This is a genomic window from Brachybacterium zhongshanense, from assembly GCF_055385755.1.
Window position 1 is genome coordinate 913,979 of sequence record NZ_AP043790.1, and the last position, 24,557, is coordinate 938,535.

27 protein-coding genes and 3 tRNA genes are annotated in these 24,557 nt (G+C 70.2%); 22 read left to right on the forward strand and 8 right to left on the reverse strand.

The window, feature by feature from the left end; genetic code table 11:
• Window positions 1-2 precede the first annotated feature (2 nt).
• The 6 genes from clpS (at window position 3) to rdgB (ending at window position 4,152) form a co-directional block, all read left to right on the forward strand.
• Window positions 3-326, forward strand: coding sequence for an ATP-dependent Clp protease adapter ClpS (clpS, locus tag ACZ5AJ_RS04175; protein ID WP_464137359.1), 324 nt, complete (start codon window positions 3-5; stop codon window positions 324-326).
• Window positions 326-958 carry a DUF2017 family protein gene (locus tag ACZ5AJ_RS04180; protein WP_464137362.1) on the forward strand — a complete coding sequence of 211 codons (633 nt, stop codon included), beginning with the start codon at window positions 326-328 and terminating at the stop codon, window positions 956-958. Before clpS ends, ACZ5AJ_RS04180 begins: the two co-directional genes overlap by 1 nt.
• A 99-nt stretch (window positions 959-1,057) precedes the next feature.
• Entirely contained in the window at window positions 1,058-1,873 is an 816-nt protein-coding gene (gene murI / locus ACZ5AJ_RS04185; protein ID WP_464137363.1) for a glutamate racemase, read from the forward strand.
• Window positions 1,870-2,667: an MBL fold metallo-hydrolase gene (locus ACZ5AJ_RS04190; protein ID WP_464137364.1), complete on the forward strand. Its 798-nt coding sequence runs from the start codon at window positions 1,870-1,872 to the stop codon at window positions 2,665-2,667. The genes murI and ACZ5AJ_RS04190 overlap by 4 nt, the downstream gene beginning before the upstream one ends.
• Before the next feature lie 79 nt (window positions 2,668-2,746).
• Window positions 2,747-3,505: a ribonuclease PH gene (rph, locus tag ACZ5AJ_RS04195; protein WP_464137366.1), complete on the forward strand. Its 759-nt coding sequence runs from the start codon at window positions 2,747-2,749 to the stop codon at window positions 3,503-3,505.
• Entirely contained in the window at window positions 3,502-4,152 is a 651-nt protein-coding gene (gene rdgB / locus ACZ5AJ_RS04200) for an RdgB/HAM1 family non-canonical purine NTP pyrophosphatase (RefSeq protein WP_464137368.1), read from the forward strand. Before rph ends, rdgB begins: the two co-directional genes overlap by 4 nt.
• A gap of 66 nt (window positions 4,153-4,218) precedes the next feature.
• Here rdgB and ACZ5AJ_RS04205 read toward each other — a convergent pair whose 3' ends face one another.
• From ACZ5AJ_RS04205 to ACZ5AJ_RS04220, 4 genes are all read right to left on the reverse strand, one after another.
• Entirely contained in the window at window positions 4,219-4,755 is a 537-nt protein-coding gene (locus tag ACZ5AJ_RS04205; RefSeq protein WP_464137369.1) for an NUDIX hydrolase family protein, read from the reverse strand.
• Between the two features lie 62 nt (window positions 4,756-4,817).
• Complete coding sequence (locus ACZ5AJ_RS04210) at window positions 4,818-5,474, reverse strand: histidine phosphatase family protein (RefSeq protein WP_464137370.1); 657 nt, start codon at window positions 5,472-5,474, stop codon at window positions 4,818-4,820.
• A gap of 159 nt (window positions 5,475-5,633) precedes the next feature.
• A complete protein-coding gene (locus ACZ5AJ_RS04215; protein WP_464137372.1) occupies window positions 5,634-6,539 on the reverse strand; it encodes an SDR family NAD(P)-dependent oxidoreductase in 906 nt (301 codons plus the stop codon).
• Between the two features lie 159 nt (window positions 6,540-6,698).
• Window positions 6,699-6,780: transfer RNA gene (locus ACZ5AJ_RS04220), tRNA-Leu, on the reverse strand.
• Window positions 6,781-6,866: 86 nt separating this feature from the next.
• Between ACZ5AJ_RS04220 and ACZ5AJ_RS04225 the strand changes: the two genes are divergently transcribed.
• Together ACZ5AJ_RS04225 and ACZ5AJ_RS04230 are read left to right on the forward strand one after the other, a co-directional pair.
• Window positions 6,867-7,631 (forward strand): SDR family oxidoreductase, encoded by a 765-nt coding sequence (locus ACZ5AJ_RS04225; RefSeq protein ID WP_464137373.1) that lies wholly within the window; start codon window positions 6,867-6,869, stop codon window positions 7,629-7,631.
• 114 nt (window positions 7,632-7,745) lie between these two features.
• The gene (locus ACZ5AJ_RS04230) at window positions 7,746-8,111 is read left to right on the forward strand and encodes a hypothetical protein (protein WP_464137375.1); all 366 of its coding nucleotides are present in this window, start codon (window positions 7,746-7,748) and stop codon (window positions 8,109-8,111) included.
• 166 nt (window positions 8,112-8,277) lie between these two features.
• On the opposite strand, the gene ACZ5AJ_RS04235 is transcribed toward ACZ5AJ_RS04230, so the two are convergent.
• A complete protein-coding gene (locus ACZ5AJ_RS04235) occupies window positions 8,278-8,715 on the reverse strand; it encodes a YchJ family protein (protein WP_464137377.1) in 438 nt (145 codons plus the stop codon).
• A 43-nt stretch (window positions 8,716-8,758) separates the two neighbouring features.
• On the opposite strand from ACZ5AJ_RS04235, the gene ACZ5AJ_RS04240 reads away from it, so the two are divergent.
• Window positions 8,759-9,211, forward strand: coding sequence for a GNAT family N-acetyltransferase (locus tag ACZ5AJ_RS04240; protein ID WP_464137380.1), 453 nt, complete (start codon window positions 8,759-8,761; stop codon window positions 9,209-9,211).
• Window positions 9,212-9,335: 124 nt separating this feature from the next.
• Window positions 9,336-9,923 carry a sugar O-acetyltransferase gene (locus tag ACZ5AJ_RS04245; RefSeq protein ID WP_464137382.1) on the forward strand — a complete coding sequence of 196 codons (588 nt, stop codon included), beginning with the start codon at window positions 9,336-9,338 and terminating at the stop codon, window positions 9,921-9,923.
• Window positions 9,924-9,930: 7 nt separating this feature from the next.
• Here the strand turns inward: ACZ5AJ_RS04245 and ACZ5AJ_RS04250 are convergent, their stop codons facing one another.
• Window positions 9,931-10,827: an NAD-dependent epimerase/dehydratase family protein gene (locus tag ACZ5AJ_RS04250; RefSeq protein WP_464137385.1), complete on the reverse strand. Its 897-nt coding sequence runs from the start codon at window positions 10,825-10,827 to the stop codon at window positions 9,931-9,933.
• Between the two features lie 222 nt (window positions 10,828-11,049).
• Here ACZ5AJ_RS04250 and ACZ5AJ_RS04255 point away from each other — a divergent pair.
• The 10 genes from ACZ5AJ_RS04255 (at window position 11,050) to ACZ5AJ_RS04300 (ending at window position 20,866) form a co-directional block, all read left to right on the forward strand.
• Window positions 11,050-11,123 (forward strand) — tRNA-Lys (locus ACZ5AJ_RS04255).
• Window positions 11,124-11,328: 205 nt separating this feature from the next.
• Window positions 11,329-12,303 carry an endonuclease/exonuclease/phosphatase family protein gene (locus ACZ5AJ_RS04260; RefSeq protein ID WP_464137386.1) on the forward strand — a complete coding sequence of 325 codons (975 nt, stop codon included), beginning with the start codon at window positions 11,329-11,331 and terminating at the stop codon, window positions 12,301-12,303.
• A gap of 329 nt (window positions 12,304-12,632) precedes the next feature.
• Complete coding sequence (locus ACZ5AJ_RS04265; protein ID WP_464137388.1) at window positions 12,633-13,685, forward strand: extracellular solute-binding protein; 1,053 nt, start codon at window positions 12,633-12,635, stop codon at window positions 13,683-13,685.
• Between the two features lie 43 nt (window positions 13,686-13,728).
• Window positions 13,729-14,931: an ABC transporter ATP-binding protein gene (locus tag ACZ5AJ_RS04270; RefSeq protein ID WP_464137391.1), complete on the forward strand. Its 1,203-nt coding sequence runs from the start codon at window positions 13,729-13,731 to the stop codon at window positions 14,929-14,931.
• Window positions 14,928-16,748, forward strand: coding sequence for an ABC transporter permease (locus ACZ5AJ_RS04275; RefSeq protein WP_464137392.1), 1,821 nt, complete (start codon window positions 14,928-14,930; stop codon window positions 16,746-16,748). The genes ACZ5AJ_RS04270 and ACZ5AJ_RS04275 overlap by 4 nt, the downstream gene beginning before the upstream one ends.
• 65 nt (window positions 16,749-16,813) lie before the next feature.
• Entirely contained in the window at window positions 16,814-17,746 is a 933-nt protein-coding gene (locus tag ACZ5AJ_RS04280) for a glycerophosphodiester phosphodiesterase family protein (RefSeq protein ID WP_464137394.1), read from the forward strand.
• Complete coding sequence (locus ACZ5AJ_RS04285; protein ID WP_464137397.1) at window positions 17,743-18,897, forward strand: LacI family DNA-binding transcriptional regulator; 1,155 nt, start codon at window positions 17,743-17,745, stop codon at window positions 18,895-18,897. The genes ACZ5AJ_RS04280 and ACZ5AJ_RS04285 overlap by 4 nt, the downstream gene beginning before the upstream one ends.
• Complete coding sequence (locus ACZ5AJ_RS04290) at window positions 18,894-19,826, forward strand: phosphodiesterase (protein ID WP_464137399.1); 933 nt, start codon at window positions 18,894-18,896, stop codon at window positions 19,824-19,826. The genes ACZ5AJ_RS04285 and ACZ5AJ_RS04290 overlap by 4 nt, the downstream gene beginning before the upstream one ends.
• Window positions 19,823-20,734, forward strand: coding sequence for a Cof-type HAD-IIB family hydrolase (locus tag ACZ5AJ_RS04295; RefSeq protein ID WP_464137401.1), 912 nt, complete (start codon window positions 19,823-19,825; stop codon window positions 20,732-20,734). Before ACZ5AJ_RS04290 ends, ACZ5AJ_RS04295 begins: the two co-directional genes overlap by 4 nt.
• A 58-nt stretch (window positions 20,735-20,792) precedes the next feature.
• Window positions 20,793-20,866: transfer RNA gene (locus ACZ5AJ_RS04300), tRNA-Lys, on the forward strand.
• A 576-nt stretch (window positions 20,867-21,442) separates the two neighbouring features.
• On the opposite strand, the gene ACZ5AJ_RS04305 is transcribed toward ACZ5AJ_RS04300, so the two are convergent.
• Both ACZ5AJ_RS04305 and ACZ5AJ_RS04310 read right to left on the reverse strand, forming a co-directional pair.
• A complete protein-coding gene (locus ACZ5AJ_RS04305; RefSeq protein ID WP_464137403.1) occupies window positions 21,443-21,952 on the reverse strand; it encodes a GNAT family N-acetyltransferase in 510 nt (169 codons plus the stop codon).
• A gap of 55 nt (window positions 21,953-22,007) precedes the next feature.
• A complete protein-coding gene (locus ACZ5AJ_RS04310; protein WP_464137405.1) occupies window positions 22,008-22,754 on the reverse strand; it encodes a TetR/AcrR family transcriptional regulator C-terminal domain-containing protein in 747 nt (248 codons plus the stop codon).
• Window positions 22,755-22,890: 136 nt separating this feature from the next.
• Here ACZ5AJ_RS04310 and ACZ5AJ_RS04315 point away from each other — a divergent pair, with 136 nt between their 5' ends.
• Window positions 22,891-23,394 (forward strand): hypothetical protein, encoded by a 504-nt coding sequence (locus tag ACZ5AJ_RS04315; RefSeq protein WP_464137407.1) that lies wholly within the window; start codon window positions 22,891-22,893, stop codon window positions 23,392-23,394.
• The gene (locus ACZ5AJ_RS04320) at window positions 23,391-24,518 is read left to right on the forward strand and encodes a serine hydrolase domain-containing protein (protein ID WP_464137409.1); all 1,128 of its coding nucleotides are present in this window, start codon (window positions 23,391-23,393) and stop codon (window positions 24,516-24,518) included. The genes ACZ5AJ_RS04315 and ACZ5AJ_RS04320 overlap by 4 nt, the downstream gene beginning before the upstream one ends.
• The last annotated feature ends 39 nt before the right edge of the window (window positions 24,519-24,557 follow it).

A 24,557-nucleotide genomic window follows, 5' to 3' on the forward strand; every position in this document is an offset into this window, starting at 1 on the left:
GCATGTCGGTCGAGCTGTCGCAGGCGGCCCCCGGGACGGGCGGCGCCACCGGCACCTCCCCGAGCGCGCTGGCCACCAGCGAGGCGGTCGGGCCATGGTGCACGGTGGTGCACAACGACCCCGTGAACCTGATGAGCTACGTCGTCTACGTCTTCCGCAGCCACTTCGGCTACTCCCGGGCGGTCGCGGAGCGGCTGATGATGCAGGTGCATCAGGAAGGGCGGGCCGTCGTCTCGCGCGGTTCGCGCGAGCGCATGGAGATCGACGTGCAGGCGATGCACAGCTACGGCCTGCGGGCCACCATCGAGAGAGCGGACGAGGACTGATGGCGCACGCGTTCCGACGTCGGGCGGACGGCACCCTGGCATGCCGCCTGGACGGCGAGGAGAAGGCGATCCTCGCCCAGGTCGCGCAGGAGACCGCGGACCTGATACGCGCGGATCTCGGCATCGAGCAGGGGTCGACGGCGCTGCGCGCGGCCGCCGACAGCGAGGACCCGCTGCGGCGGCTGGAGGCGGAGTTCGCGGCCCGGGAGGCCCGGGAGCCGTCGGACACGGCGGTGCGCAAGCTGTTCCCCGCCGCGAGCGACGACGACCAGGAGGCCCAGGAGATGCGGCGGCTCGGCCAGCAGCAGCTCGCCGACGGCAAGCTCGAGGACCTGCGCCGGGTGATCGCGGTCCTCGACGGCTCGGGCCCCGATCACAGCGAGGTCGTGCTCGAGGACGAGGAGGCGGTGGTCTTCCTCCGCGCGGTCAACGACGTGCGCATCGTGCTGGCGGACCGCCTCGGGCTGCAGCGCGACGGGGACTTCGACACCGTGCGCATGCTCCAGCAGATCGGCGAGCGGGTCGAGGAGGCGGGCCCGGTCGACGACGAGCAGGTGGGCGGTGACATCGTCATCGCGGTCTACGAGCTGCTCAGCTGGCTCCAGGAGAGTCTGCTGCGCGCACTGGACTGATGCCCCAGGACCCGGTCCACCTGGACGCATGCTGTGATGCTCGCCCCAGTGAGCGTGCCGTCACTGCCCGCCCGCGGGTTCGCGTCTAGCCTCAGGGAGATGAACAACGCGCCGATCGGGATCTTCGACTCCGGCGTCGGGGGCCTGACGGTCGCCCGCGCAGTCCTGGACCAGCTTCCGCGCGAGGAGCTCCTCTACATCGGCGACACGGCGCACACGCCGTACGGCCCGCGCCCCATCGCCGAGGTCCGGTCCCTCGCGCTCGACATCATGGACAGCCTGGTCGCGCGCGGCGTCAAGATGCTGGTCATCGCCTGCAACTCGGCGAGCTCCGCGGTCCTCCGCGATGCCCGTGAGCGCTACGACGTGCCCGTGGTCGAGGTCATCCAGCCGGCCGTGCGCCGCGCCGTCGCGGCGACCCGCAACGGGCATATCGGCGTGATCGGCACCGAGGCGACCGTCTCGTCGGGCGCGTACGGGGACGCCTTCGCGGCGGCGCCCTCCCTCGAGATCACCTCCGCCGCATGCCCCCGGTTCGTGGAGTTCGTCGAGCGCGGAGAGATCCAGGGCGACGAGATCATCGAGGTCGCCGAGCGGTATCTCGCGCCGGTGAAGGCGGCGGGCGTGGACACCCTCGTCCTCGGCTGCACCCACTACCCGATGCTCGCCGGCCCGATCAGCTACGTGATGGGGCCCGAGGTCACCCTGGTCTCCTCCGCTGAGGAGACCGCCCTGGACGTGTATCGGATCCTGCGTGCGCGCGGCATCGAGCGCACGGACCCGGAGCCGCCTCGGCACGTCTTCTCCGAGACCTCGCCCCACCTCGGCGAGCCCTCGATGTTCGCCCGCCTCTCGCGCCGGTTCCTCGGCCCGTCGGTGACCATGACCGCGACGCTCCCGGTGGTGACGCCATGAAGCTCCATGTGATCGGCTGCTCCGGCAGCTTCGCGGGCCCACGGGGTGCTGCCTCCAGCTATCTCCTCGAGAAGACCGACGATGCGGGGCGCACCTGGCGCGTCCTCGTCGACCTCGGCAGCGGGGCCTTCGGTCCCCTCCAGTCGGTGATCGATCCGGCGGAGCTCGATGCGGTGATCATCTCCCATCTGCATCCCGATCACTTCCTCGACATCACCGGGCTCGAGGTGTTCTGGGCCTACCACGAGCGCACCGACCTCCCGAAGCTCCCCATCCACGGTCCTGCGGCGCTGCCCTCCCGGATGCGCGCCGTGATGGACCGCGCCGACGACATCCCGGACGGCGTCGCCTGCGCCCCCTTCTCCTTCCACCCGCTGGCCGACGGCGACGTCTTCGAGATCGGTCCGCTGCGCATCGAGGTGGGCGAGGTCGTCCACCCTGTGCAGTCCTTCGGGTTCCGCATCTCCGACGGCGAGAGCGTCATCACCTACTCGGGCGATACCGACGCCTGCGACCGGCTCGTCGAGCTCGCTCGCGATGCCGATCTCTTCCTGTGCGAGGCCGGCTACATCGAGGGTCGGGACGACCGCTTCTCCGGTGTGCATCTCACCGGTCGTCGAGCGGGCGAGGCGGCGGTCGCTGCCGGCGCCCGTCGGGTCGTGCTCACCCATGTCGCCGCCTGGACCGATCCGGCTATCCCGCTCGCCGAGGCGGCCTCCGTCTATGCGGGGCCGCTGGAGCTGGCGGAGCCGTCGGCGACCTATCAGCTGGACCCCTCGGACCTGCTCCGCTGAGCGCCGCGGGCACGCTCCGCCGACCGGGGACGACTATCCTCGATCTGTCCGCTGGAGAGATCTGAGGAGAACCCGCTCGATGAGCAATCCGAACACCGTCCCGGCCGGCGACCGCGTCGACGGCCGCACCCCCGACCAGCTCCGCGAGGTGCGCATCAGCCGTGGCTGGCTCGACCACGCCGAGGGCAGCGCCCTGATCGAGTTCGGCCGCACCCGTGTGCTGTGCGCGGCCTCGTTCACCGAGGGCGTCCCGCGCTGGAAGAAGGGGACCGGCTCCGGCTGGGTCACCGCCGAGTACGCGATGCTGCCGCGCGCGACCTCCACCCGCTCGTCCCGGGAGAGCGTGAAGGGGAGGATCGGCGGCCGCACGCACGAGATCTCCCGTCTGATCGGCCGCTCGCTGCGCGCGGTCGTGGACATGGAGGCGCTGGGCGAGAACACCATCCAGATCGACTGCGACGTCCTGCAGGCCGACGGCGGGACGCGCACTGCGGCGATCACCGGTGCCTATGTAGCCCTCGCCGATGCGATCTCCTGGGGAAAGCGGCACACGGATCTGCCGGTGACCAGGGAGGTCCTGACCGACTCCGTCAGCGCCATCAGCGTCGGGATCGTCGACGGCCGTCCGCTGCTGGACCTCGAGTACCGGGAGGACGTCGTGGCCGAGACCGACATGAACGTCGTCGTCACCGGGTCCGGCTCCTTCGTGGAGGTGCAGGGGACGGCCGAGGGTGCGCCCTTCGACCGTGAGGAGCTCAACTCGCTGCTCGACCTCGCCGTCGGCGGATGCGCGAGCCTGCAGCAGATCCAGCGCGACGTGCTCGCGCAGCAGCGATGAGCGCGGGCGGGCAGATCGAGCGCGTCGAGGTGCCCGAGGGCGCGCGCGTCATCCTCGCCACCCACAATCCCGGCAAGCTCGGCGAGCTGAGGCGGATCCTCATCGACGCGGTCCCCGGGCTGCCGGAGGCGGCGATCATCTCCTCGGCCGGCATCGCTCTGCCGGACGTCGTCGAGGATCAGATCACGTTCGCAGGGAATGCGCTCGTCAAAGCGCGATCGGCGGCCGACGCGACCGGTCTGATCGCCATCGCCGACGACTCAGGACTGGCCGTCGACGTCCTCAACGGTGCGCCGGGGATCTTCTCCGCGCGCTGGTGCGGCCGTCACGGGGACGACGAGGCGAACAACGACCTGCTGCTCGCCCAGCTCTCCGACATCGCCGACGAGCATCGCGGTGCACGCTTCCTGTGCGCGGCGGCGCTCGTGGCACCCGACGGCGCCGAGACGGTCGAGGTGGGTGAGATGACCGGTCGTCTGCTGCGCGAGCGGCGCGGCGACGGCGGCTTCGGCTACGACCCGCTGTTCCTGCCCGACGGGCAGCAGCGGACCTCCGCGGAGCTCACCGCCGAGGAGAAGGACGCCATCTCCCACCGCGGACGGGCCTTCCGCGCGCTCGCCCCGCACGTGGCGGAGCTGCTCGGCTGAACCCCGGCTGAGCCGCCGTCGCTCCTCGGCCGCGACCGCTGCCGGGGAGCGACGGCGCCCGTCCGCTCAGAGCAGTCCGGCGTGGGCGAGGGCGCGGCGCACGATGATGTCGTGCCCGCCCTCCATCTCGTCGAGGATCGTGGAGTCCAGCAGCTCGGCCACGGGCATCCACACCAGTTCGAGGGCATCCTCCTGGGGCGCCGCCTCACCGTCGATCGGCACGATGTACGCCAGCGAGATCGCATGCTGGCGAGCATCGGTGAACAGCGACTGCCCCGGAGTGGGGAAGTACTCGGCGACCGTGAAGGGCTGGGGGGACAGCGGCACCCTCGGCATCGCCATCGGACCGAGATCCTTCTCGATGTGCCGCGTGATCGCCTCGCGCAGGGTCTCGTGCACGAGCACCCGTCCGGAGATGATCGTGCGCACGATCCGACCGACTCCGGAGGCCCGCAGCAGCAGGCCCACCTCGCTGATGGAGCCGTCGACATCGGTGCGCACCGGCACCACGTCGATGTAGGGGATCGGCAGGCGGCGCCGCAGCGCGGCGATCTCGTCGGGCTCGAACCAGGCGCCTTCGGCGTCCACGGCGGTCGGTGTCACAGGGGCCTCCTCGGAGACGGGATCGCGGAACGGGCGGAATCGGGAGCGTGAACGCCGGAAGGTCAGTGCGTGTTCTCGCGCACGGGCACGGCCCGCGGTCGCAGGTGCTCCGGCTCGAAGGCGAACCGCGGGCTGCGGTCGCGGGGGACCGTGACCGCAGGGTCTGCGATCCGCTCGCCGGCCGCCTGGGTCACGGTCCAGGACTCGCCCTCGATCTCCAGGAGGGACAGCGTCCCGTTCGGGATGGAGGGCAGATGCCCGCCGAGGACGCCGGACAAGACGAGGCGGATCAGGGTGCCGTGGGCGACGATGAGCAGGCTGCGCCCGGGGTGGGCGTCCGCCAGGTCCTCGAGGGCGGCACAGGCGCGCTCGACCACGGAGCCGAGGTCCTCACGGCCCGGGAAGGACCTGTCGGGGAAGGCGGCCTCCATCTCGGCGACGGGCCTGCCCTCCGCCTCGCCCCAGTCGATCTCGACCAGGCGCGGCTCGGTTCCCTCGAAGGGGATGCCGTGGTCGGCGGCGATGATCTCGCCGGTCTCCTTGGCGCGCAGCAGCGGGGAGCTGATGACGCCGTCCCAGGCGATCGCCGGTGCGTCGTCGAGCGCATGGTGCGCCTGCTCGCGGCCGGTGTCGTTCAGCGGTATGTCACTGGATCCCTGGAAGAGGTCGTTCAGGTTGTAGTCCGTCTGTCCGTGGCGGACGAGTCCGAACAGGGTCATAGGTGCTCCTCGGGATCGCGGCGCATGTCGGTGCGCAGGTCAGCGACGACCAGATTACAGGTGTCGGACCAAGGCGCCGACGCCGACGGGCCCGCACCGGCGTGACGTGCTGCAGCCTCTTCGGTGGAGGGCCAGCCGAGTCTGCTGCTGGGCCTGCTGCTACGAGCCCTGCTGCGCGGGCGGGGGGAAGTCCGTGAAGACGCCGGTGCTCGAGATGAGGGCCTCGGTGAGGGTCCAGAGCCGTTCAGCGTCCGCCGAGCTCCGAGCGGCGGCGGAGGGCTTCGCGGGCTTGGAGTCCGCCCAGTAGCCGCCGTTGCTGCGGAGGGCGTCGTCCGAGGTCGCGAGGTGCACGGAGGTCTCCGCGCCGCGCTTCGGGGTCTTCGCGGTCAGACGTACGAACGCCTGCAGCGCCCTCGCGGCGATCCCGGTGCCGTCGTAGAAGCTCGAGTTCACTAACCCGGGATGCACGGCATGCGCATGCACTCCGATGCTGCCGCACCGGGAGGCGAGCTCGCGGGTGAACAGGATCTCTGCGAGCTTCGCCTGCCCATAGGCGGTCGCTGCCCCGTACCCCCTGGTGAAGGTGAGGTCGTCCCATCTCATGCCCCGGACGAGCTTGTGCCCGTCGGAGCTGACCGTGATGACCCGCGACGATCCTCGCCGCAGGTTCTGCAGGAGGAGCCGGGTGAGGGCGTAGTGGCCGACATAGTTCACCGCGAACGTCCGCTCGATCCCCTGAGGGGTGAGCTCCCGAGCTGTGAACGTGGCCCCGGCGTTGTTGATGATCGTGTCGATGACGGGAGCCGCCCTCGTGATCGTCTCCGCGCTGTCCCTGACACTGCGCAGATCGGCGAGATCCAGCGGCACCAGGGTCACAGCGCCCGAGGCCGCTGCCGCCGTCACCTGCTGCTCCAGTGCACGGCATGCCGGTGCGGCGGGATCGCGGACGGTGAGGACCAGGGATGCCCCGGTGCGGGCGAGGGCGAGCGCGGTCTGCTTCCCGATGCCCCCGTTCGCACCGGTGATCAGGATCGTGGACCCGGACAAGTCAGCAGTCGTCGTCATGCTGGTGCTCCTCTCGGTCGAGGGACTCGAGGGACTCGGGGGACCCGGCGTCCTCGGCTCGGCATCCTCGATGGCTCATCCGGTCGGTGAGCGGGGTGCGATCGTCGTGACGATGCGGTGGGAGAGGGCTGCGGACGAAGTCCCGCGGGACGACCAGGGTGCGCGAAGGGGGACTCGAACCCCCACGCCCGAAGGCACTGGAACCTAAATCCAGCGCGTCTGCCGATTCCGCCACTCGCGCGCGGCGGCCAGGATATCGGCTCCGGCGGTCAGGCGCCGACGGGTATCCTGTCGGGCGTTCCCGAAGTCGTACCCCCAGGAGTCTCCATGAGCGCCCTCGCAGGCAAGACCGCCGTCGTCACCGGTTCGTCCCGAGGAGTCGGGGCCTCGACCGCGAAGCAGCTGGCGGCGCTCGGTGCGAATGTCGTCGTGAACTACCGCCAGAAGGCTCCGCGGGCCAACAAGGTCGTCACGGAGATCGAGGCGGCGGGCGGCAGGGCGATCGCCGTCGGCGCCGATCTCACCGATCCTGCGGGCGTGCGCAGCCTCATGCAGGCCGCCGTCGACACCTTCGGGAGCCTCGATCTGCTGGTCCTCAACGCCTCCGGCGGTATGGAGTCCGACCTCGGCGATGACTATGCGATGCGCCTGAACCGCGACGCGCAGTCCGATGCCCTGAGCGCCGGCCTCGAGCACCTCTCGGAGGGAGGGCGCGTCGTCTTCGTCACCAGCCACCAGGCCCACTTCATCAACGAGGTGGAGACCATGCCCGAGTACGAGGCGGTCGCACGCTCCAAGCGCGCCGGGGAGGACGCTCTCACCGCTCGCCTTCCCGAGCTCAGCGCCAAGGGAGTCTCCTTCGTCGTCGTCTCGGGCGACATGATCGAGGGGACGGTCACGGCGACGCTCCTCAACCGCGCCCGTCCGGGAGCCCTCGAGGCTCGCCGCGAGGCCGCCGGCCGCCTCTACTCGGTGGACGAGTTCGCCACCGAGATCGTGAGGATGGCCACCGCCGACGTCGTGACCGGCCACATCGAGCTGGTCGGCGGCGCCGACGACTTCCTCGCCGGGGCCGGCGGCGCCGACGCCTGAGCACCTCGGTCGGACCTCCGCGTCGACGACCGTCCTGCTGCGTCGCACCAGCACGGCCGGTCGTCGCCGCGATACGATCGCCCAAGTTCACCCGTACGAGACCCGGAGGCACAGGTGGCCAAGAACAAGAGCCTGGACGAGATGCGCGACGAGGCATATCGCCGGCAGGACAACCTCGCCGCCGACATCGATGAGCTGATCGACCGCGTCAACCCCAAGAACGCGGCGCTGCGCTGGAAGAACGAGCTCGTCGGATCGGTGAAGGGTTTTTCCGACGCCGGTGACGGCAAGAGCTCCGCGACCCTGGCGGTCGCCGGAGGCGTCATCGGCGTGATCGTGCTGGGGGCGGGGGTCGCCGCGGCCGTGCTCCTGTCCGGCGGCTCGGAGGGGAAGAAGCCCTCGAAGTCGGCGAAGAGGTCTGCGAAGGCCTCGTCGGCGAAGACGCCTGCGAAGACCTCGAAGAAGGCTGCGAAGGCCTAGCGGCCCGCGAGGCTGTCGGACACGGCGGAGGGCGAGGCTTCCTCCGTCTCCTGACGGCATCGGGCCACGACGACCGGCCACGACGACGCCGAGTCGAGCCCCGTTCCGGGGCGCCGTTCAAGGTGAGGGGCACGACCTGAGGGTCGTGCCCCTCACCATGAACGGTTCAGTGACGACCGGGCGCGTTGGTGAGTTCGCCGGAGACGTACAGCCAGCTGCCTTCCTCGCGCACGAAGGCCGACAGCTCCCGCAGCTCGCGCCGTCCCTTGTCGGTCCTCGCGATCGCGACGAAGTCGACCGTCCCCTCGGAGTCGAAGGGGCCGCCGCCGGTGGTCGCCTGGATCTGCAGGCGCAGCCAGCGCATGTCCTCGGCGAGCGACTGCGTGAGGTCGCCGAAGCTGGGGCTCGTGCTCGGATGCCAGGAGCGCAGCAGATGGTCGGCGTCCTTCACCGCGTACGCGGTGTAGCGCGAGCGCATGAGCGCCTCCGCGGTCGCCGCCTTCCGCTCGCCGCGCAGCAGCGGCCCGCAGCAGGAGCCGAAGGTGTCGCCGGTGCCGCAGGGGCAGCGCTGGTCGTCCTCGGGATAGGTGGGTTGGATCCGCATCCCCCGATTATCCGTCCCCGACGGCGACTGGCAGAATCGGGGCGTGACCGCGTCCGACGCTCCCGCTCCGCACCCCACCGGTCTGCCGGAGGGGTATCGCCTCCTCCGCGGGGCCCCGGCGGCCCAGGAGTACATGGATCTGCGCGCCGATGCCGGTCTCACGCCCCGCAGTCCCGATCAGGCCGTCGGCGCGCTGCGTGCCAGCTGGGCGTGGACGACGATCCGCTGGACGCCCGACGGCTCCCTCGCCGCGATGGGCCGCGTGATCGGGGACGGCACCTGGTACTTCCATATCGCCGATGTGGCCACAGCCCCGCAGCATCGTCGGCGCGGCCTCGGCCGGACGGTCATGGAGGACCTCGTCTCGCGCATCGATGCGGCAGCCCCTCCGCATCCGTACATCACCCTCATGGCGGACCCGCCAGGACAGAGCCTCTACCGGTCGCTCGGGTTCGTGGACGCGGCGCCCACTCTCGGGATGCGTCTTCCCCGCTGAGGACCGGTCCCCTCGGAGCGCCGCCGCACCACCGGCATCCGTGCTGCGGCGGGTGCACGGCACCGGGGGAGAAGATCACACAGCGTACGAATGTACGCATCGGTCCCTGTCGCTCTACGCTGACATGGTGAAGCCCTTCTCGACAGACCCCGATGACTCCCGCACCGCCCTCGAACGGATGCGAGCGGGGGACTGGTACATCGCCGACGACCCCGGGATCCAGAGTGCCTATCGGGCATGCCTCGAGGCCACGGCCCGATTCGATGCCGCCTACCCGAGTGATCCCGATGGAGCCCAGCAGATCCTGCGGGACCTCCTGGGCGAGCTCGGCGAGGGTGCCCATCTGCGGGCGCCTCTGCGACTGGACTACGGGACGAACCTCTTCGTCGGGCCCGGTACCTTCGCGAACTACGGGCTGACGGCCCTCGACGTCGTCGACATCCGCATCGGGGCGAACTGCCAGATCGGACCGAATGTCCAGCTGCTCACGCCCATCCATCCGATGGAGCCGGAGCCCCGCCGTGCGGGATGGGAGGCCGCTGAGCCCATCACGATCGGCGACAACGTCTGGCTGGGTGGGGGAGCGACCGTCATCGGCGGAGTGAGCATCGGCGAGAACAGCGTGATCGGGGCCGGAGCGGTCGTCTCGCGAGACATCCCCGCGAACAGCGTCGCCGTCGGCAGCCCGGCTCGCGTGATCCGCAGCCTCTGATCCCGGCTCAGCGGCGGGACCAGCCCGGCGTGGACGGGCCGATCGTCGGCCACCAGCCGGTCTCGGACATGAAGCGCACCGAGGAGACCCGCAGCGAACGGCGCTGCACCTCCAGGCGGGTGCCGAGCATCGCCTGGGTGATCTCGGGATAGAACTTCGCGGGCTTGTCGGCACCGGCCTCCATGGCGAGGTCCTTGGCCCAGCGTCCGCGCGTGATCGGCTCCCCGCCGACGTTGTAGAAGCCGCTGCCCGCACGCAGAGCCGCGACGAAGGCGCGACCCGCATCGGTGTGGTGCAGCAGGGTGATGTAGTTCTGCGGCGTGCCCAGGAGGATCGGATCCCCGCTGCGGACGGCCTTGAGAGCATGCGTGGTCTGAGGGTCGCGTCCGAACAGCTGGCCGAGGCGCAGGATCACCGCGCTGCGGCCCGCGGTCGCGAAGTCCACGGCGGCGCGCATCTCCCGCACCCGCGGGCGGAACGCCTGGTTGCGGACGTTCAGGGGGACGTCCTCGCTGATCCAGTCCGAGCCGTTGTCGGGGTAGAGGAAGACGGAGGACTCCTGGATGAGCCTCTTCACGCCGGCCCGCGCGGCCGCGGAGGCGATCGCGACGGAGGCCTCCGAATGCAGCCTGTCGTCCTCGCGCCAGGCCAGAGGACGCAGCCCGGCCATGCCGACGGGAACATGGGCGAGCGCGTTGATGACGACATCATGGCCGCGGAGTGCGCGGGTGAGGTCCTCGACATCGAAGACGTCGGCGATGACCGCGGACGCACCGCGCCCCTCGACGATCGGCACGCCGGAGTCGCGGCGCGTGACGCCCGTGACCTCGTGGCCGGCGGCGACGAGCGCCTCGACGGCCTCCTGTCCGAGCACTCCGGTGGCACCTGTGACGGCGATCCTCACCCTGACCTCCTTCGCCGACGTGCGCGGGCCCATGAGGGAGAGGGGCGGGCCCGGGTGTTCGAGTCTAGGGGATCCGGCGAGCGACCCCTCACGTCGAGGGTCCTCCCCGGCGACGTCCAGGTGTGCAGGTCGTGCGATGGAGGGCGCCCCTGTCTGCTCCCTCACAGCGGGTCCGGACGATTTGGATCGGAGGCGCGAGGTGCATAGAGTTGCTCCTCGTCGGCGCCATTAGCTCAGTTGGTTAGAGCAGCTGACTCTTAATCAGCGGGTCCGGGGTTCGAGTCCCTGATGGCGCACCCGAGATGGAAGCCCCCGTCGCAGTCGCGGCGGGGGCTTCGTCGTGTCTGCGTCTGCGTCCGCATCCGGGGTGACCGCAGATGGCGATCAGGCGAACACCTCTGCCGGGGTCTCGCCAGTGGGGGAGCGCTCTCCCCAGGATGGCGACGCACGTCCGCCCATCCCGGGCGTGCGGCACCGATCCCCGACTCCCAGGAGCGCAGCATGTCCCTCTCCCTCCACCGCCGCACCGTGATGACCGGAATGGTGACCGGGCTCGGCGCGGCCGCCGCAGGCCTCGGGACCGCAGTGCTGGCTGCACCGGCGTCCGCCGACCAGGACCCGGGCGGTCGCCCGCAGCACGGTCGTGACGACGTCCTGATCGGGCGGGCCCCGCAGGAGAGCCTCCATGTCATGAGCTTCAACATCCGTATGGAGAACACGGCGGAGACGGAGCCCGGGGAGGATGACCACTGGCCCGATCGGGAGCCGATCCTGGTCGATCTCCTCGAGCGCGAGCAGCCCACCCTGCTCGGAGTCCAGGAGGCCAAGTACGGTCAGCTCCCCGCGATCGAGAGGGCTCTGCCCGAGCACCGGATGCTCGGCTACGGCCGCCAGGGCGGCAGCGAGGACGAGCACTCGGCCATCTTCTTCGACCCCGGGCGGGTGCTGCCCCTGGCCTGGGATCAGTTCTGGCTCTCGGACACGCCGGACGTCATCGGATCGACCACCTGGGGGAACCGCGTGACCCGCATCGTCGTGTGGGCGAGGTTCCGCGACCAGGGGAGCGGCGCGGAGTTCGCCATGGTCAACACGCACTTCGATCATGAGTCCGAGCGGGCCCGGATCAGCAGTGCCCAGGCGGTGGCGGACCTGGTCGACGGGGGACCCCTCGATGGGCTGCCTGTCATCGTCACCGGTGACTTCAACTCGCCCGCACCCGATGCCGGCGCGTATGAGCACCTGGTGGTCGAGGGGCCGATGATCGATGCCTGGGACGGCGCGCAGGAGCAGCTGACCCCGGCCTGGGGCACGTGCCCCGGGTACGGGGAGCCCGTCGAGGGCGGTGATCGCATCGACTTCGTGCTGAGCACGGAGGGAGTGGACGTCCAGCGGGCCGCGATCAACGGTTTCACGAGCGCCGAGGGTCGCTACCCGTCCGATCACCTGCCGATGCAGGCCCTGCTCCGTCTGCCCTGACGGAGAGGTCGTGGTGCGGGATCCTCGGCGTCGTCGGTGATCCCGCACCCCTTGCAGCGTGGTGATCAGTGGCACCTCGTGTCCGATCATCGCGAGGGGGAGCGCTCCCCCTGTTCTGCGGCTGTTCATCTCCCCCTGCGGTCGGCGACGCTTCGGCGTCACTCTCGACGACGAGAGTCCTTCTGTGAGGGGGAGCGCTCCCCCTCACGGTCGGAGGCCGCGTCGGCACCGACGCCCCACCGACGCCCCGCACCATGCACCGCACGACCATCGCCCTTCCACCGTCCTGGGAGCCGCACCGCGGCTCCGCGCACAGAAAGCGACCTGCCATGCGACAGCTCCTCAAGGCATCCGCGGTCCTCGCCGCAGGCGTCCTCGCCCTGACCGCCTGCGGCAGCGCCGGCGGCTCGTCCGGCTCCGACGACCCCCTGATCGTCTACACGAACTCCAACTCCGACGGCCGCGCCGAATGGCTCACCGAGCAGGCGTCCGAGGCCGGCTTCGAGATCGAGGTCGTCGGCCAGGGAGGCGGCGACACCACCAACAAGATCCTCGCCGAGGCCGGAAATCCGGTGGCCGACGTCGTCTTCGGCCTGAACACGATGTACTTCAACCAGCTCGTCGACGCCGAGACCATCGAGCCCTACACCCCGGAATGGTCGGACGAGATCGACCCTGAGCTCGGAGACTCCTCCGGTGACGGCAACTACTGGCCGATCGTGCAGCAGGCCATCCTGTTCGTCTACGACGCCGACCGCACCTCCGCCGAGGACGCGCCCTCGGACATCATCGACCTGTGGAACGACCCGACCTACGAGGGCCGCTACCAGTCCGAGGTCAGCACCGGGACGGCGACCACGCAGGTCGTCATGGCCGGCATCCTGAGCCGATACCAGGATCCGTCCGGAGAGCTCGGGATCTCCGACGAGGGATGGCAGCAGGTCGAGGCCTACTTCGCGAACGGCAGCCCTGCTGTCGAGGACGTCGACCTCTTCCAGCGTCTGGCCGACGACGAGGTGGACTACGGGCAGATGGCGTCCTCGGGCATCCCCGCCCGTGAGGATTCCTACGGCTTCCAGGCCGGGTACGTGCAGCCGGAGGTCGGAGTGCCGTTCGTCGTCGAGCAGGTCGGCATCATCAAGGGCACCGACCAGCTCGAGGAGTCCCAGGAGTTCGTCGACTGGTTCGGCAGCGACGAGGTGCAGGCCGCCTGGTCCGCGGAGTTCGACTCGATGCCTGTGAACGAGGGAGCGATCGAGCAGGCCGATCCGGAGATCGTCGACTTCCACGAGAGCCTCGTGCGGCAGGACATCGACTGGGAGTTCGTCACCGAGAACCTCGGCAGCTGGGTCGAGAAGATCGAGCTCGAGTACGTCGGCTGACATCCCTCGCACACCACCGTTCCGCCTCGAGGAAGGCAGCTCGATGATCCGCTTCGACGGAATCCGGGTCGACTACGGCGACTTCACCGCGATCCCCCATCTCGACCTCCATGTCCGCGAGGGCGAGTTCTTCACCCTGCTCGGCCCGTCGGGCTGCGGGAAGACGACGGCCCTGCGCACCCTCGCGGGCTTCATCGCTCCGCACTCCGGGGACGTCCACGTCGCCGGGCGCCGCGTCACCCATCTCCCGAGCGACAGGCGTCGCATCGGCATGGTGTTCCAGAACTACGCGCTGTTCCCCTCCCTCGACGTGTACGAGAACATCGCCTTCGGGCTGAGGGTCCGCAAGGAGCCTCGCGCCGTGATCGACCAGAAGGTCCGCGAGATCGCCGAGCAGGTGGATCTGGCGCCATCCCAGCTCTCGAAGAACCTCGCGGACCTCTCGGGCGGGCAGCAGCAGCGGGTGGCGATCGCCCGTGCGCTCGTACTCCGCCCGGAGATCCTGCTGCTCGACGAGCCGCTCTCGAACCTCGATGCGAAGCTCCGGGCGCAGCTGCGCGTCCAGCTCAAGGACCTCCAGGAGCGGTTCGGGATCACCACTGTCTACGTCACCCATGACCAGGACGAGGCGCTGTCGATGAGCGATCGCATCGCCGTGTTCCATGACGGCAGGGTGGAGCAGGTGGGCACTCCCGAGGAGATCTACGACGCCTCGGCCACGGAGTTCGTCTGCCACTTCATCGGTGACGCCAGTCGGCTCGGACCCGAGCTGGTGGGGGAGATCGCCCGACGATCCGGCGCGCCGCTCGACCCGACGCGGGTGGCGTACGTGCGCGAGGAGAAGGTGCATCTGGGCGTCGCCCCGCCGTCGGCCCGCACCGTCGGCCTGCCCGGCATCGTCCGACGTCGGCGCTACCACGGGGTGCGCTCGAGCTACGACGTCGAGGTGCTCGGCAGCCTGGTCAAGGTCATGCAGAGCGAGGACGGCTCCGCGCGCCGTGAGGCGGGCGAGGAGGTCACCGTGCACCTGGATCCGTCGTCCGTGCTCCAGTACGACCGGGAGGTCGAGGCGCCGCGGACCGCGAGCGGCGCCGCAGGGGAGTCCATCGGAGGACCTGCCGCCCTGGGGCGGGCCGCCGGGGATCCTGCAGTCGCAGGTCCAGCCGCAGCGACCGCGATGCCCGCTGCGACCGCGGCACCTGCAGCGTCCGCAGCATCGCCCGCGTCGATCGGGACGGTGCGATGAAGGGTCGTGCCACCTATGCGTCGATGGCGCGATCCCCGCTCGTGTGGGTCGTGGGGATCGTGCTGGCCTGGTTCATCATCGCCTTCCTGATCTGGCCCAACGCCAACCTGCTGGTGCAGACCTTCGCGCCGGACGGCTCCCCGTCCCTGCGGGCGGTGGAGAAGCTGGCCTCCTCCGAGCGCGCCATGACCTCGCTGGCGCACTCCTTCCTGCTGGCCGTCGTGCTGTCGGTGACCGTGAACGTGGTCGGGGTGTTCATCGTCCTGGTGACCCGCTACTACGACATCCGCGGAGCGAGGTTCCTCTACCTCGGCTATGCGACCACCCTCATCTACGGCGGCATCGTGCTCGCCGCAGGCTGGCGCTTCGTCTACGGCTCCGACGGCATCGTCACAGGGATGCTCCAGAGCCTCTTCCCGAGCATCGAGGACGACTGGTTCAGCGGCTTCCCCGCGGTCGTCATCGTCATGACGTTCGCGACGACGACCAACCATCTGCTGTTCGTCTCCGGGGCGCTCGCGAAGGTCGACCATCAGACCATCGAGGCCGCACGCACCATGGGTGCGTCCGAGTGGACGATCCTGCGCCGCATCGTGCTCCCGATGCTGCGCCCGGTGCTGTTCGCCGTCACCATCCTGACCTTCCTCGGCGGCCTCGGCGCCCTCTCGGCCCCGCAGGTGCTGGGCGGTCGCGAGTTCCAGACCATCGCGCCGATGATCCTCACCTTCGCGTCGACCCCGAGCTCCCGCGACATCGCCGCCCTGCTCGCGCTCGTGCTGGGAGTCGCGACCGTCGTGCTGCTGGTGGTCCTGACCCGCGTGGAGAAGGGAGGCACCTACTTCTCGATCTCCAAGGTGTCCTCCGCGCTCGTCAAGCAGCGGATCGCCAACCCGGTCCTGAACGTCGTCGTGCACATCGCCGCCTTCGCCCTGTGCGCGGTCTACCTGGTGCCGGTGATCGTGATCGTGCTGTACTCGTTCGTCGACTCCCGGGCGATCCAGGCCTCCGAGCTGAGCCTCGGTGCGATGAGCCTGGACAACTATGTGCGGGTCCTCGGCGACGGACGCACTCTGCACCCCTTCGTGATCAGTGTGGTCTATGCCGCGCTCACGGCCGTGATCAGCGTCCTCGGCCTGCTGTTCGTGGCGCGCATCCTCACCCGGTTCCGCAGCGCGCTGACCGTCGCGACGGAGTACCTGCTGCACATCCCGTGGATCCTGCCCACCACCCTCATCGCCCTGGGGCTGATCATCAGCTACGACCATCCCAGCCTGCTCGTGGGGCGGCAGGTGCTCACCGGCACCGCGGTGATCCTGCTGATCGCCTACGTGATCGGCGAGATCCCCTTCACGCTCCGCCTGCTGAAGGCCGCGTTCGCCGGGATCGACGACCGCCTCGAGGAGGCCGCCTCGCTGATGGGAGCCCGTTCCCTCTACGTCTTCCGACGGATCCTCCTGCCGGCCGTGGCGCCCACGGCGCTCGCGATCGGAGCTCTGAACTTCAACAGCCTGCTGGACGACTACGACACTGCGGTGTTCCTCGCCCATCCGCTCTACCAGCCGCTGGGACTCGCGATCAAGGCGGCCACGGAGGGGGAGGCGAACCTCGACGGGCGCGCCGACACCTTCGTGTACACGGTCCTGCTGATGATCATCACCGGCACCACCATGTACCTGGTCTACGGCCGAGGCGCCCGCGGGCGATCGAGGAGGCACCGCAAGGAGACGACCGCCCCGTCGGCCTCGTCGGCCCCGTCGGCCTCTTCGGCCGCAGACGCGGAGGAGTCCTCGGCTCCTCTGATCGGGAGCGGACGATGACGGGGGCCGGGGGGCGACGGACGATCGGCAGGCCGCGGACGATCGGCAGGCCCCAGCACGCTGAGATGAACCGGCTGCTCGGCGAGCGGCTCACGGGGCTCGCGCCCCTGGTGGTCGCCCATCGCGGCACTGCGATCGGCTCGATCGCGGAGAACACCCTCGCCGCGGCGCGGGCGGCGATCACCTCCGGCGCGGACGTCGTCGAGATCGATGCGACCATGTCGGCCGACGGACGCTTCTTCGCCTTCCACGACGGCACCGAGCCCGAGAACCTCGGAACCGGCACGAACCTGCGTGGCCTGACGTCCGAGCAGATCGGGTCGCTGCGCTACCGGCGCACCGACCGCCCCGACCGACCGGCCCGCGTCGAGCACCTCCTGCCTCTGCTGGAGCAGCTGCGGGACGCACGCACCGTCTCTGGTGAGGAGGTGCTCGTGAACCTGGATCGCTCGTGGAAGCACTGGGACCGTCTGCTTCCCGCCCTCGACGAGATCGGGATGAGCGGCCGTCTGCTGCTGAAGTGCCCCGCCTCGGCGTCGGACTCCCTCGAGATGCTCCGCGCCCATCCCGTCAAGCATGCCTTCCTGCCGATCTGCACGGAGCCCGGGCAGCTGGACGGCCTCCTCGCGGACCCGGAGATCAACGTGGTGGGCGTCGAGCTGCTCGCCGAGGTCGTCGACCACCCCTTCGTCGACGCCGCTCTGATCGCCGAGCTGCGGACGCGCGGGCTGTGCGTGATGGTCAACGCCGAGGTCCTCACCACCGGGCGGAGGCTGTTCGCCGGATTCGACGACGAGCGGGCGCTCGCCGAGGGGCCCGATGCAGGATGGGGTCCGCTGTTCGACCTGGGGACGGATCTGATCCAGACGGACTGGCCATGGCTGCTGCACGCCTATCGTGAGCAGCGAACGGTCCGCGAGACCCGGGAGCCCGCGATCGGTGCGGCCCACGGCCTTCGACCGGGCGCCCGAGCCGGAGAGAGGAACGCGCCCCAGTGAGCACCGCAGACCGCCCTGCCGCCCGTCGGCCCGAGCTGCGGACGGCCAGCAGGGTCCGACTCGAGGACGTCGCCGCCGCCGCCGGGGTGTCCCGCACCTCCGCCTCCCGGGCCATGCTCGGACAGGGGAAGATCTCCGAGGAGACCCGGCGACGGGTGCTCGCGGCCGCCGAGGAGCTGGGCTACGTCGCCAACGTCGCCGCCAGCGAGCTCGCCTCCGGCGGATCCCGCACGGTGGGCCTGCTCCTGCGCGACGCCTCCAACCCGGCCTACGGACTGCTGTTCACCGAGCTGCAGAAGGCGGCGGCCGAGGCAGGCATCACCCTGGTGTCGATGACGATCCTCCACGACGAGCACGGCCGACGCCAGGTCGCGAGCCTGCACCGGCTGATGGGCATGCGCGTCGCGGGCCTGATCGTCGCGACCGGCGGGGTCACGACCGCGCAGCTCGAGCCGTTCCGCGACCGCATCCCGATCATCCGCGCCGGCCGACCGGAGAGCAGCGGACGCATCCACGCCGTCTCCTACGACGAGGAGGACGCCGCCCGTCGCCTCGCCCAGCACCTCCTGGAGCTCGGACACCGCCGCATCGCCGTGCAGGTCGCCAGACCGGAGGACTCCTATCCCGAGTTCGTCCGCGGCACCGTCACCGCACAGGCCCTCGAAGAGGGCGGAGCCATCGTGCACCGTCAGGAGTACCGGCCCGGCGAGGACAGGATCGATGAGGCGATCGACCTTGTCCGCACCGGCCGCATCAGCGCCATCACCGTCCCCAACGACCTGCGTCAGCTCGCTCTGATCCGCCGCCTGCACGAGGCCGGACTGCGCACCCCGGAGGACGTCTCCACCACCGGCTGCGACGGAATCCTGCCCGGTGTCGACCTGCTTGGCCTGACGACCGTGCGGATCGCGGTGGAGGACGTCGCCGCACGCACCATCGGGCACATCGCCCGCATGATCGGGCTCTCCGACCCCGACCCCGCGTCGCCCGGCGGCTCGCCGGCGGCAGCCGGATCAGCGACCGCCGACGACCCCGCCGGCGGAGACCACCCCGCCGGCGGACCGCTGGTCCACGAACGCATCCCCGGACGCTTCCTGCCGGGCCGCACCGTCGGCCCCGCCCCGACCACCACCGGAAGGACATCCTCATGAGCGACCCTGCTCCCCGGACGCTCCGCGCCGCCGAGCACCCGCGAGCCCACCGCACCCTGGTGCATCTCTCCGACACGCACTTCGTGCCCCCGGGACAGCTGCTCGCCGGCGTCGCACCCGTCCGCGACCACCTCGAGGAGCTGCTCGAGGACCTCGTCGCCACGAACCTCCGGCCCGATGCGCTCATCGTCACCGGCGATCTCGCCGACGCCGGCGAGGCGCTCGCCTACCGTGACCTGCGCGCGCTCGTCGAGCCGGTCGTCGACCGGCTCGGCGCGGAGCTTATCTGGGTGATGGGCAACCACGACCACCGTGCGACCATGCGCACCGAGCTGCTGGACCTTCCCGCCGACGACGCCCCCTACGACCGCGTCGTCCAGCTGGGCGGCCTGCGCATCGTCGTCCTCGACACGACCGTCCCGGGGCGCGCCCACGGAGAGATCCGCGCCTCCCAGTACGCATGGCTGCGGGAGGTGCTCTCCGCACCGGCACCCGAGGGGACGATCCTGGCCCTGCACCATCCGCCCATCCCGTGCGTGCAGGACCTCGCGGTCACCGTCGAGCTGCGCGACCAGGGCCCCTTCGCGGATGTCCTCGAGGGCACCGACGTCCGCGCGATCATCGGCGGGCACTTCCACTACTCGACGTTCGCGACCTTCGCGGGCATCCCCGTCTCGGTGGCCTCCGCGACCTGCTACACCCAGGACCTCCAGACCCCCGACCGCGGCACCCGCGGCAGGGACGAGGCGCAGGCCTTCAACCTGGTGCACGTGCACGAGGACACGATCATGCACACGGTGGTCCCGCGCGGGGGCGGTGCCACCGTGGGACGCCACGTGGACGGACCCACCACGGCCCGCATGCTCGCCGAGGAGGGCCTGTTCATCCCCGATGCGCCGGTCCCCGCACGCTGGTCAGGTCGCCGATGAGCGCCGAGCGCACCACGGACCCCGCACCGATGCTGCAGCTGGATCCCGGCCGACGGATCGTCTTCCTCGACGTCGACGGCACGATCGTCGCCCACGACGGCACGATCCCCGACTCGGCCGTGGACGCGATCCGCACCGCCCGCGCCCTCGGGCATCGGGTGCTCCTGAGCACCGGCCGGTCCCCGCAGGAGCTGGACCCGCGCCTGGACGCCATCGGCTTCGACGGAGCTGTCCTCAGCGCCGGCGCCTTCGTGCAGGTCGACGGCCGATGGCTCACCGAGCGCACCATGCCCGAGCCGATGGTCCGGCGCATGGTCGAGGTCTTCGACGAGTTCGGTCTCGACTACGCGCTGCAGGGGAGGGACGGCGTCCATCCCACGGCGGCTCGACGCGACGAGGTGCGCCAGCTGCTCTCGCTGACGGAGGAGCGGCTGGCAGGCGACGCCGCACAGGCTCCGAAGGACCGGATCGCCAAGGCGGTCTTCCTCGGCCGCGGCCCCGACGCCTTCGAACGGGTCAGCGCCGCGCTCGCCGGAGAGGGGTTCACCGTGATCACCGGCACCATGCCGAGCATCGGCACGGGCGGGGGAGAGGTGTCCCTCAGCGGGGTCAGCAAGGGCGGAGCCATCCTCGACCTCCTCGAGCGGGCCGGGATCGACCGCTCCTGTGCGATCGGCATCGGCGACAACAACAACGACCTCGAGATGCTCGAGGTCTGCGGGGTCGGCATCGCCATGGGGAACGCGACCGAGCAGGCCCGTGCCGCGGCCGACGAGATCACCGGCACCGTGCTGGAGGACGGGATCGCCACCGCCTTCGCCCGGCACGGTCTGCTCGGACAGGACTCTGCCCGCTCGGACAGGAGGCGATCCCAGGCCGAGCCCCGTCCGTGCAGGGTGCGGCAGTAATCTGCGTCATCCCGACTTGGCATCCAGCGGTGGCATCGCCTAGAGTCTTCCCCTGTCGGCGCCATTAGCTCAGTTGGTTAGAGCAGCTGACTCTTAATCAGCGGGTCCGGGGTTCGAGTCCCTGATGGCGCACCCGAGATCGAAGCCCCTGTCGCAGTCGCGGCGGGGGCTTCGACGTGTCTCGGGCAGAGCCTCACGCGGGTTGCCGGTCATGGCCTCATGCGCGATAGCGGACAATAGGCCGGACTATAGGCCGGATCGTGTCTGTGGATCCGGCAGATTCTGCGGTCTGACCAGGAGGTTCACAGGAGGTTCAGTAGTGTTGACACGCTTTGGGGGCATGTCGGGAGCCGCCTGCCCCTGCCCCTGCCCCAAGCAGTCTGCCCCATGCCGTTAGCCCCAAGCCGTCTGCCGTCTGCCGTCTGCCGCATGCCGTCGTCGTGGTGCAGTGTCCGTCTACCGCCGCTTGAACGCGGATTGAACGGCGGTAGACGGACACTGCTCGATGGCGCTCGAGGGCGCTCGATGGCGCTCGAGGGCGCTCGAGGGCGCTCGATGGCGCTCGAAGGCGGGGCTCGGCAGGGGGCGCTTGGCCAGCAGGGAGGTCAGGAATCGGGCCCTCTGCACGCATTCCAGACCAGAACTCTGGTCGGACCGAGATGGGTGTCGGACTGAGCAGTCGGCCTGATCGTGCGCAGGGCGTCGGCATCAAGCTGGTCCCGTGCCCTGGTCAGCACGGTCTGCACCGTCCTCTGCGTCGACGGACACGGTCAGCTCGAACGTCGGAAGCATGCGACCCGGTACGGATCCGCTGGGAGTCGCTCTCGTCGGCTGCGCACCGATGTGGCGATAGAAGCCCGTGGCATGCGGATCGGCCTCGATGAAGAGGCGGAAGAGGCCGAGCCTCCGCGCGCGGGCCTGCGCATCCTCGATCAGCGCCCGTCCCACGCCTCTTCCGATGGAGTCCGTGTCGACGAACAGGTCGGCGAGCTCTCCCTGGGGCGGCGTGCCGGCGAGGCGATGGAATCCCACGACCTCGCCCGCGATCTCGGCCACGATCAGGTGGATGCCGTCGCAGTCGGTCGGATCGAGGGTCAGCGCGTCCTGACAGGCATCCATGAACGCGTCGTCGTACCCCCAGTGACGCTTGCTGCGCATCGCGAGATCAGACAGCTCGGCGGCCTCATCGGGTCGCGCGGGCCGCAGCGAGATGTCCATGGTCACTCTCCTCGAGGTGTGCGGGCGTGAAGGGGCATGGATTCGGAGTGTGCGCTCACCGGACCTCCGCGAACCCTGCCATGAGGACGTCCAGGGCGAAGTCGAACCGTGACGTCGATCCGCCGGCACGGCCGCTCCGGGCGGCCTCGGCGAGGTGCGGATAGGCGTCCACGGGGAGCTCTGAGAGTCGCGTCTCCTGTCCATGCTCGCCATGCGGCGGTCGGGCCCCGCCGACACCGACATCGAGCGCCCCATGGACCAGGACCACCTCATGGACCGTGTACATCATGTCCAGGGCGCGCCTCGCCGAGAACCCCTCGCGGCAGAGGAAGGCGACGAGCTCCTCGAGCATGACGAGGTTCCCGGTGGTCACGGCCGGCCGGGACATGACCAGCTCCACCAGGTGCGGATGTCGGGCGAGGGCGGCAAGCTGGGCGTGCGCATATCTGCGCAGACCGTCCTCCCAGCCCGATCCGACCAGGTCCTCGATCGGCGCAGTCGTCACGATCTCCTCGACGACGGCGTCGAGGAGGGCGGCCTTGCTGGGGAAGTAGTGGTAGAGCGCCATCGCCTCGACCCCGAGCCTCGCGGCGAGCCGCCGCATCGACAGGGCGGACAGCCCGTCCTCGTCGGCGATAGCGATGGCGACCCGGACGACGGACTCGGCGGAGAGTCCAGCATGCCGGCCCCGCGGCCGGCCCGATCCCGCCGATGCCCCGTCCTGACCTGGAGATGCGTCGTCCCCGTCTGCGGATGTGCCATCCGTGTCCGCTGGTGCGGTGTCCGCCCTCTTCGCCGTCATCTCCGCCCTCCCTCTTGACTGTTCTACAGCGTACAGATTAGCGTCGCCGCTCTGATATACGCCGTAAAGCAGCGCCTCGGTGTGATGACTCGGTGGAGGATGCCGGGGCTGCTACAGACTCCAGGAAGGCACCACCATGACCATGACCATGGGCCATTCAGCCCGGACCATGCGCTATTCGCCCTGGGCGACCGGCGCCGTCGCCGTCGGCCTCGCCCTGTCCGCTCTCGCCGCGCTCAGCGCCCACCCCGGCCGCAGCGCGATCGCCTCGCACATCCGCGCCGGATATCCGTCGTACGGCGACGGGGAGATCTCCTCCGCAGCCTCCGTCTACGTCACCTGCCTCTCCGTCCTGGGAGCCCTCGCCGTGCTGGGGTGGTCGGTGACCTGGTGGGCGATGCGACGAGGGCACCCCGGGGCACGCTGGATCGGCAGCGTGCTCTTCCTGGTCGGCACCGCGCTGTCGACGTTCAGCCTGCTCGTGCGTGACACGTCCGGGGATACCGGGCTGTCTCCGCTGATCGGAGGAGCCGGGATGCTTCCGTGCGTCGTCGGCCTCCTGGCGGTCGCCCTGATGTGGACCCGGTCGACCAGCACTCACCGGTCGGGATCAGAGCATCGGCTCACGGACGCACGATGACGCGCGCAGGCACGACGCCGCAGACGCTCCAGGCGGCGATGGAGCGACTCCATCAGTCCGGCATGCCAGGCGTCATCGTCGATGTGGACTGCGTCGATGACGCGCACAGCCGATGGCGAGGCGCCGCAGGGCTGGCGGACCTCGACCGGGGGATCCCGATGGAGGTCGACCTCGACCATCGCGTCGGCAGCATCGCGAAGACCTTCACCGCCGTCGCCCTGCTCCGTCTGGTCGAGATGGGGCAGGTCGACCTCGATGCGGCGATCGGCCGGTACCTGCCGGATCTCGTGACGGGAGCTCGCGGCGATGCGATCACGGTGCGGATGCTGGCCCAGCACACGAGCGGGCTCGCCGAGAACCTGCCGATCATCTACAGCTCGCTGCGGAGCTTCCCCGACCTCTCCAGGACCAGCCCGCACAGCCTGGAGGAGCACCGGCTCACGCACTTCGACCGGCGCTGTCTCATCCGGACGGGGACGGAAGCGCGGGAGACGGGACGACCGGGCTCCCTCCCGGGCGCGTACTCGAACACCAACTACCTGCTGCTCGCGGAGCTCATCGAGAGGATCACCGGCATCGCGGCCGAGGAGTGGATCACGAAGGAGGTCATCGAACGGGCTCAGCTGTCCGGCACGTTCTTCCCTCCGGGCACGAGACTGGAGGTGCCCCATGCGCGGCTGTACGGATCGTGGTTCACGATGCTCGATCCGCCGCGCGACCTGAGCGAGTTCGACATGTCCTGGGTCGGGACGGCGGCGTCGCTCGTCTCGACCGCCGAGGACCTGCAGCGGTTCTTCGGCATGCTGATCGACGGCGAGCTCGTCCGGCCGGAGTCGCTCCGGGCGATGCAGAGCACCGTCCCCGTCATCACCTTCGAGCGCACGAAGATCGAGTACGGTCTGGGGCTGCATCGTCAGAGGACGCCCGACGGCACCGTGTTCTGGGGTCATGACGGGTCAGTGTGGGGCGGGGGTGCTATCACCCTTGTCCGAGCCGATGGTCGGCGCCGCCTGACCGTCCTCACCAATCGGCAGCGATGGAACCGACTGGATGAGCGTGGTCGTCCCGTCCCTCATGCGATCGATGAGGCGATGAGCGGTCTTCTGGACGTGGCCCGGGGATGATCCGCGCCTCGGGGGAGGAGCGCCCGGCGCCCCGGGCCT

Excerpts from the sequence above, each read along its gene's own strand:
- ACZ5AJ_RS04245 (WP_464137382.1), top strand. The coding sequence starts at position 9,336 with ATGGTGAAGCCCTTCTCGACAGACCCCGATGACTCCCGCACCGCCCTC.
- clpS (WP_464137359.1), top strand. The coding sequence starts at position 3 with ATGTCGGTCGAGCTGTCGCAGGCGGCCCCCGGGACGGGCGGCGCCACC.
- ACZ5AJ_RS04235 (WP_464137377.1), bottom strand. The coding sequence starts at position 8,715 with ATGCGGATCCAACCCACCTATCCCGAGGACGACCAGCGCTGCCCCTGC.
- ACZ5AJ_RS04265 (WP_464137388.1), top strand. The coding sequence starts at position 12,633 with ATGCGACAGCTCCTCAAGGCATCCGCGGTCCTCGCCGCAGGCGTCCTC.
- ACZ5AJ_RS04310 (WP_464137405.1), bottom strand. The coding sequence starts at position 22,754 with ATGACGGCGAAGAGGGCGGACACCGCACCAGCGGACACGGATGGCACA.
- murI (WP_464137363.1), top strand. The coding sequence starts at position 1,058 with ATGAACAACGCGCCGATCGGGATCTTCGACTCCGGCGTCGGGGGCCTG.
- ACZ5AJ_RS04295 (WP_464137401.1), top strand. The coding sequence starts at position 19,823 with ATGAGCGCCGAGCGCACCACGGACCCCGCACCGATGCTGCAGCTGGAT.
- ACZ5AJ_RS04225 (WP_464137373.1), top strand. The coding sequence starts at position 6,867 with ATGAGCGCCCTCGCAGGCAAGACCGCCGTCGTCACCGGTTCGTCCCGA.
- ACZ5AJ_RS04275 (WP_464137392.1), top strand. The coding sequence starts at position 14,928 with ATGAAGGGTCGTGCCACCTATGCGTCGATGGCGCGATCCCCGCTCGTG.
- ACZ5AJ_RS04320 (WP_464137409.1), top strand. The coding sequence starts at position 23,391 with ATGACGCGCGCAGGCACGACGCCGCAGACGCTCCAGGCGGCGATGGAG.
- rph (WP_464137366.1), top strand. The coding sequence starts at position 2,747 with ATGAGCAATCCGAACACCGTCCCGGCCGGCGACCGCGTCGACGGCCGC.
- ACZ5AJ_RS04260 (WP_464137386.1), top strand. The coding sequence starts at position 11,329 with ATGTCCCTCTCCCTCCACCGCCGCACCGTGATGACCGGAATGGTGACC.
- rdgB (WP_464137368.1), top strand. The coding sequence starts at position 3,502 with ATGAGCGCGGGCGGGCAGATCGAGCGCGTCGAGGTGCCCGAGGGCGCG.
- ACZ5AJ_RS04190 (WP_464137364.1), top strand. The coding sequence starts at position 1,870 with ATGAAGCTCCATGTGATCGGCTGCTCCGGCAGCTTCGCGGGCCCACGG.
- ACZ5AJ_RS04315 (WP_464137407.1), top strand. The coding sequence starts at position 22,891 with ATGACCATGACCATGGGCCATTCAGCCCGGACCATGCGCTATTCGCCC.
- ACZ5AJ_RS04280 (WP_464137394.1), top strand. The coding sequence starts at position 16,814 with ATGAACCGGCTGCTCGGCGAGCGGCTCACGGGGCTCGCGCCCCTGGTG.
- ACZ5AJ_RS04180 (WP_464137362.1), top strand. The coding sequence starts at position 326 with ATGGCGCACGCGTTCCGACGTCGGGCGGACGGCACCCTGGCATGCCGC.
- ACZ5AJ_RS04305 (WP_464137403.1), bottom strand. The coding sequence starts at position 21,952 with ATGGACATCTCGCTGCGGCCCGCGCGACCCGATGAGGCCGCCGAGCTG.
- ACZ5AJ_RS04290 (WP_464137399.1), top strand. The coding sequence starts at position 18,894 with ATGAGCGACCCTGCTCCCCGGACGCTCCGCGCCGCCGAGCACCCGCGA.
- ACZ5AJ_RS04270 (WP_464137391.1), top strand. The coding sequence starts at position 13,729 with ATGATCCGCTTCGACGGAATCCGGGTCGACTACGGCGACTTCACCGCG.
- ACZ5AJ_RS04215 (WP_464137372.1), bottom strand. The coding sequence starts at position 6,539 with ATGACGACGACTGCTGACTTGTCCGGGTCCACGATCCTGATCACCGGT.
- ACZ5AJ_RS04210 (WP_464137370.1), bottom strand. The coding sequence starts at position 5,474 with ATGACCCTGTTCGGACTCGTCCGCCACGGACAGACGGACTACAACCTG.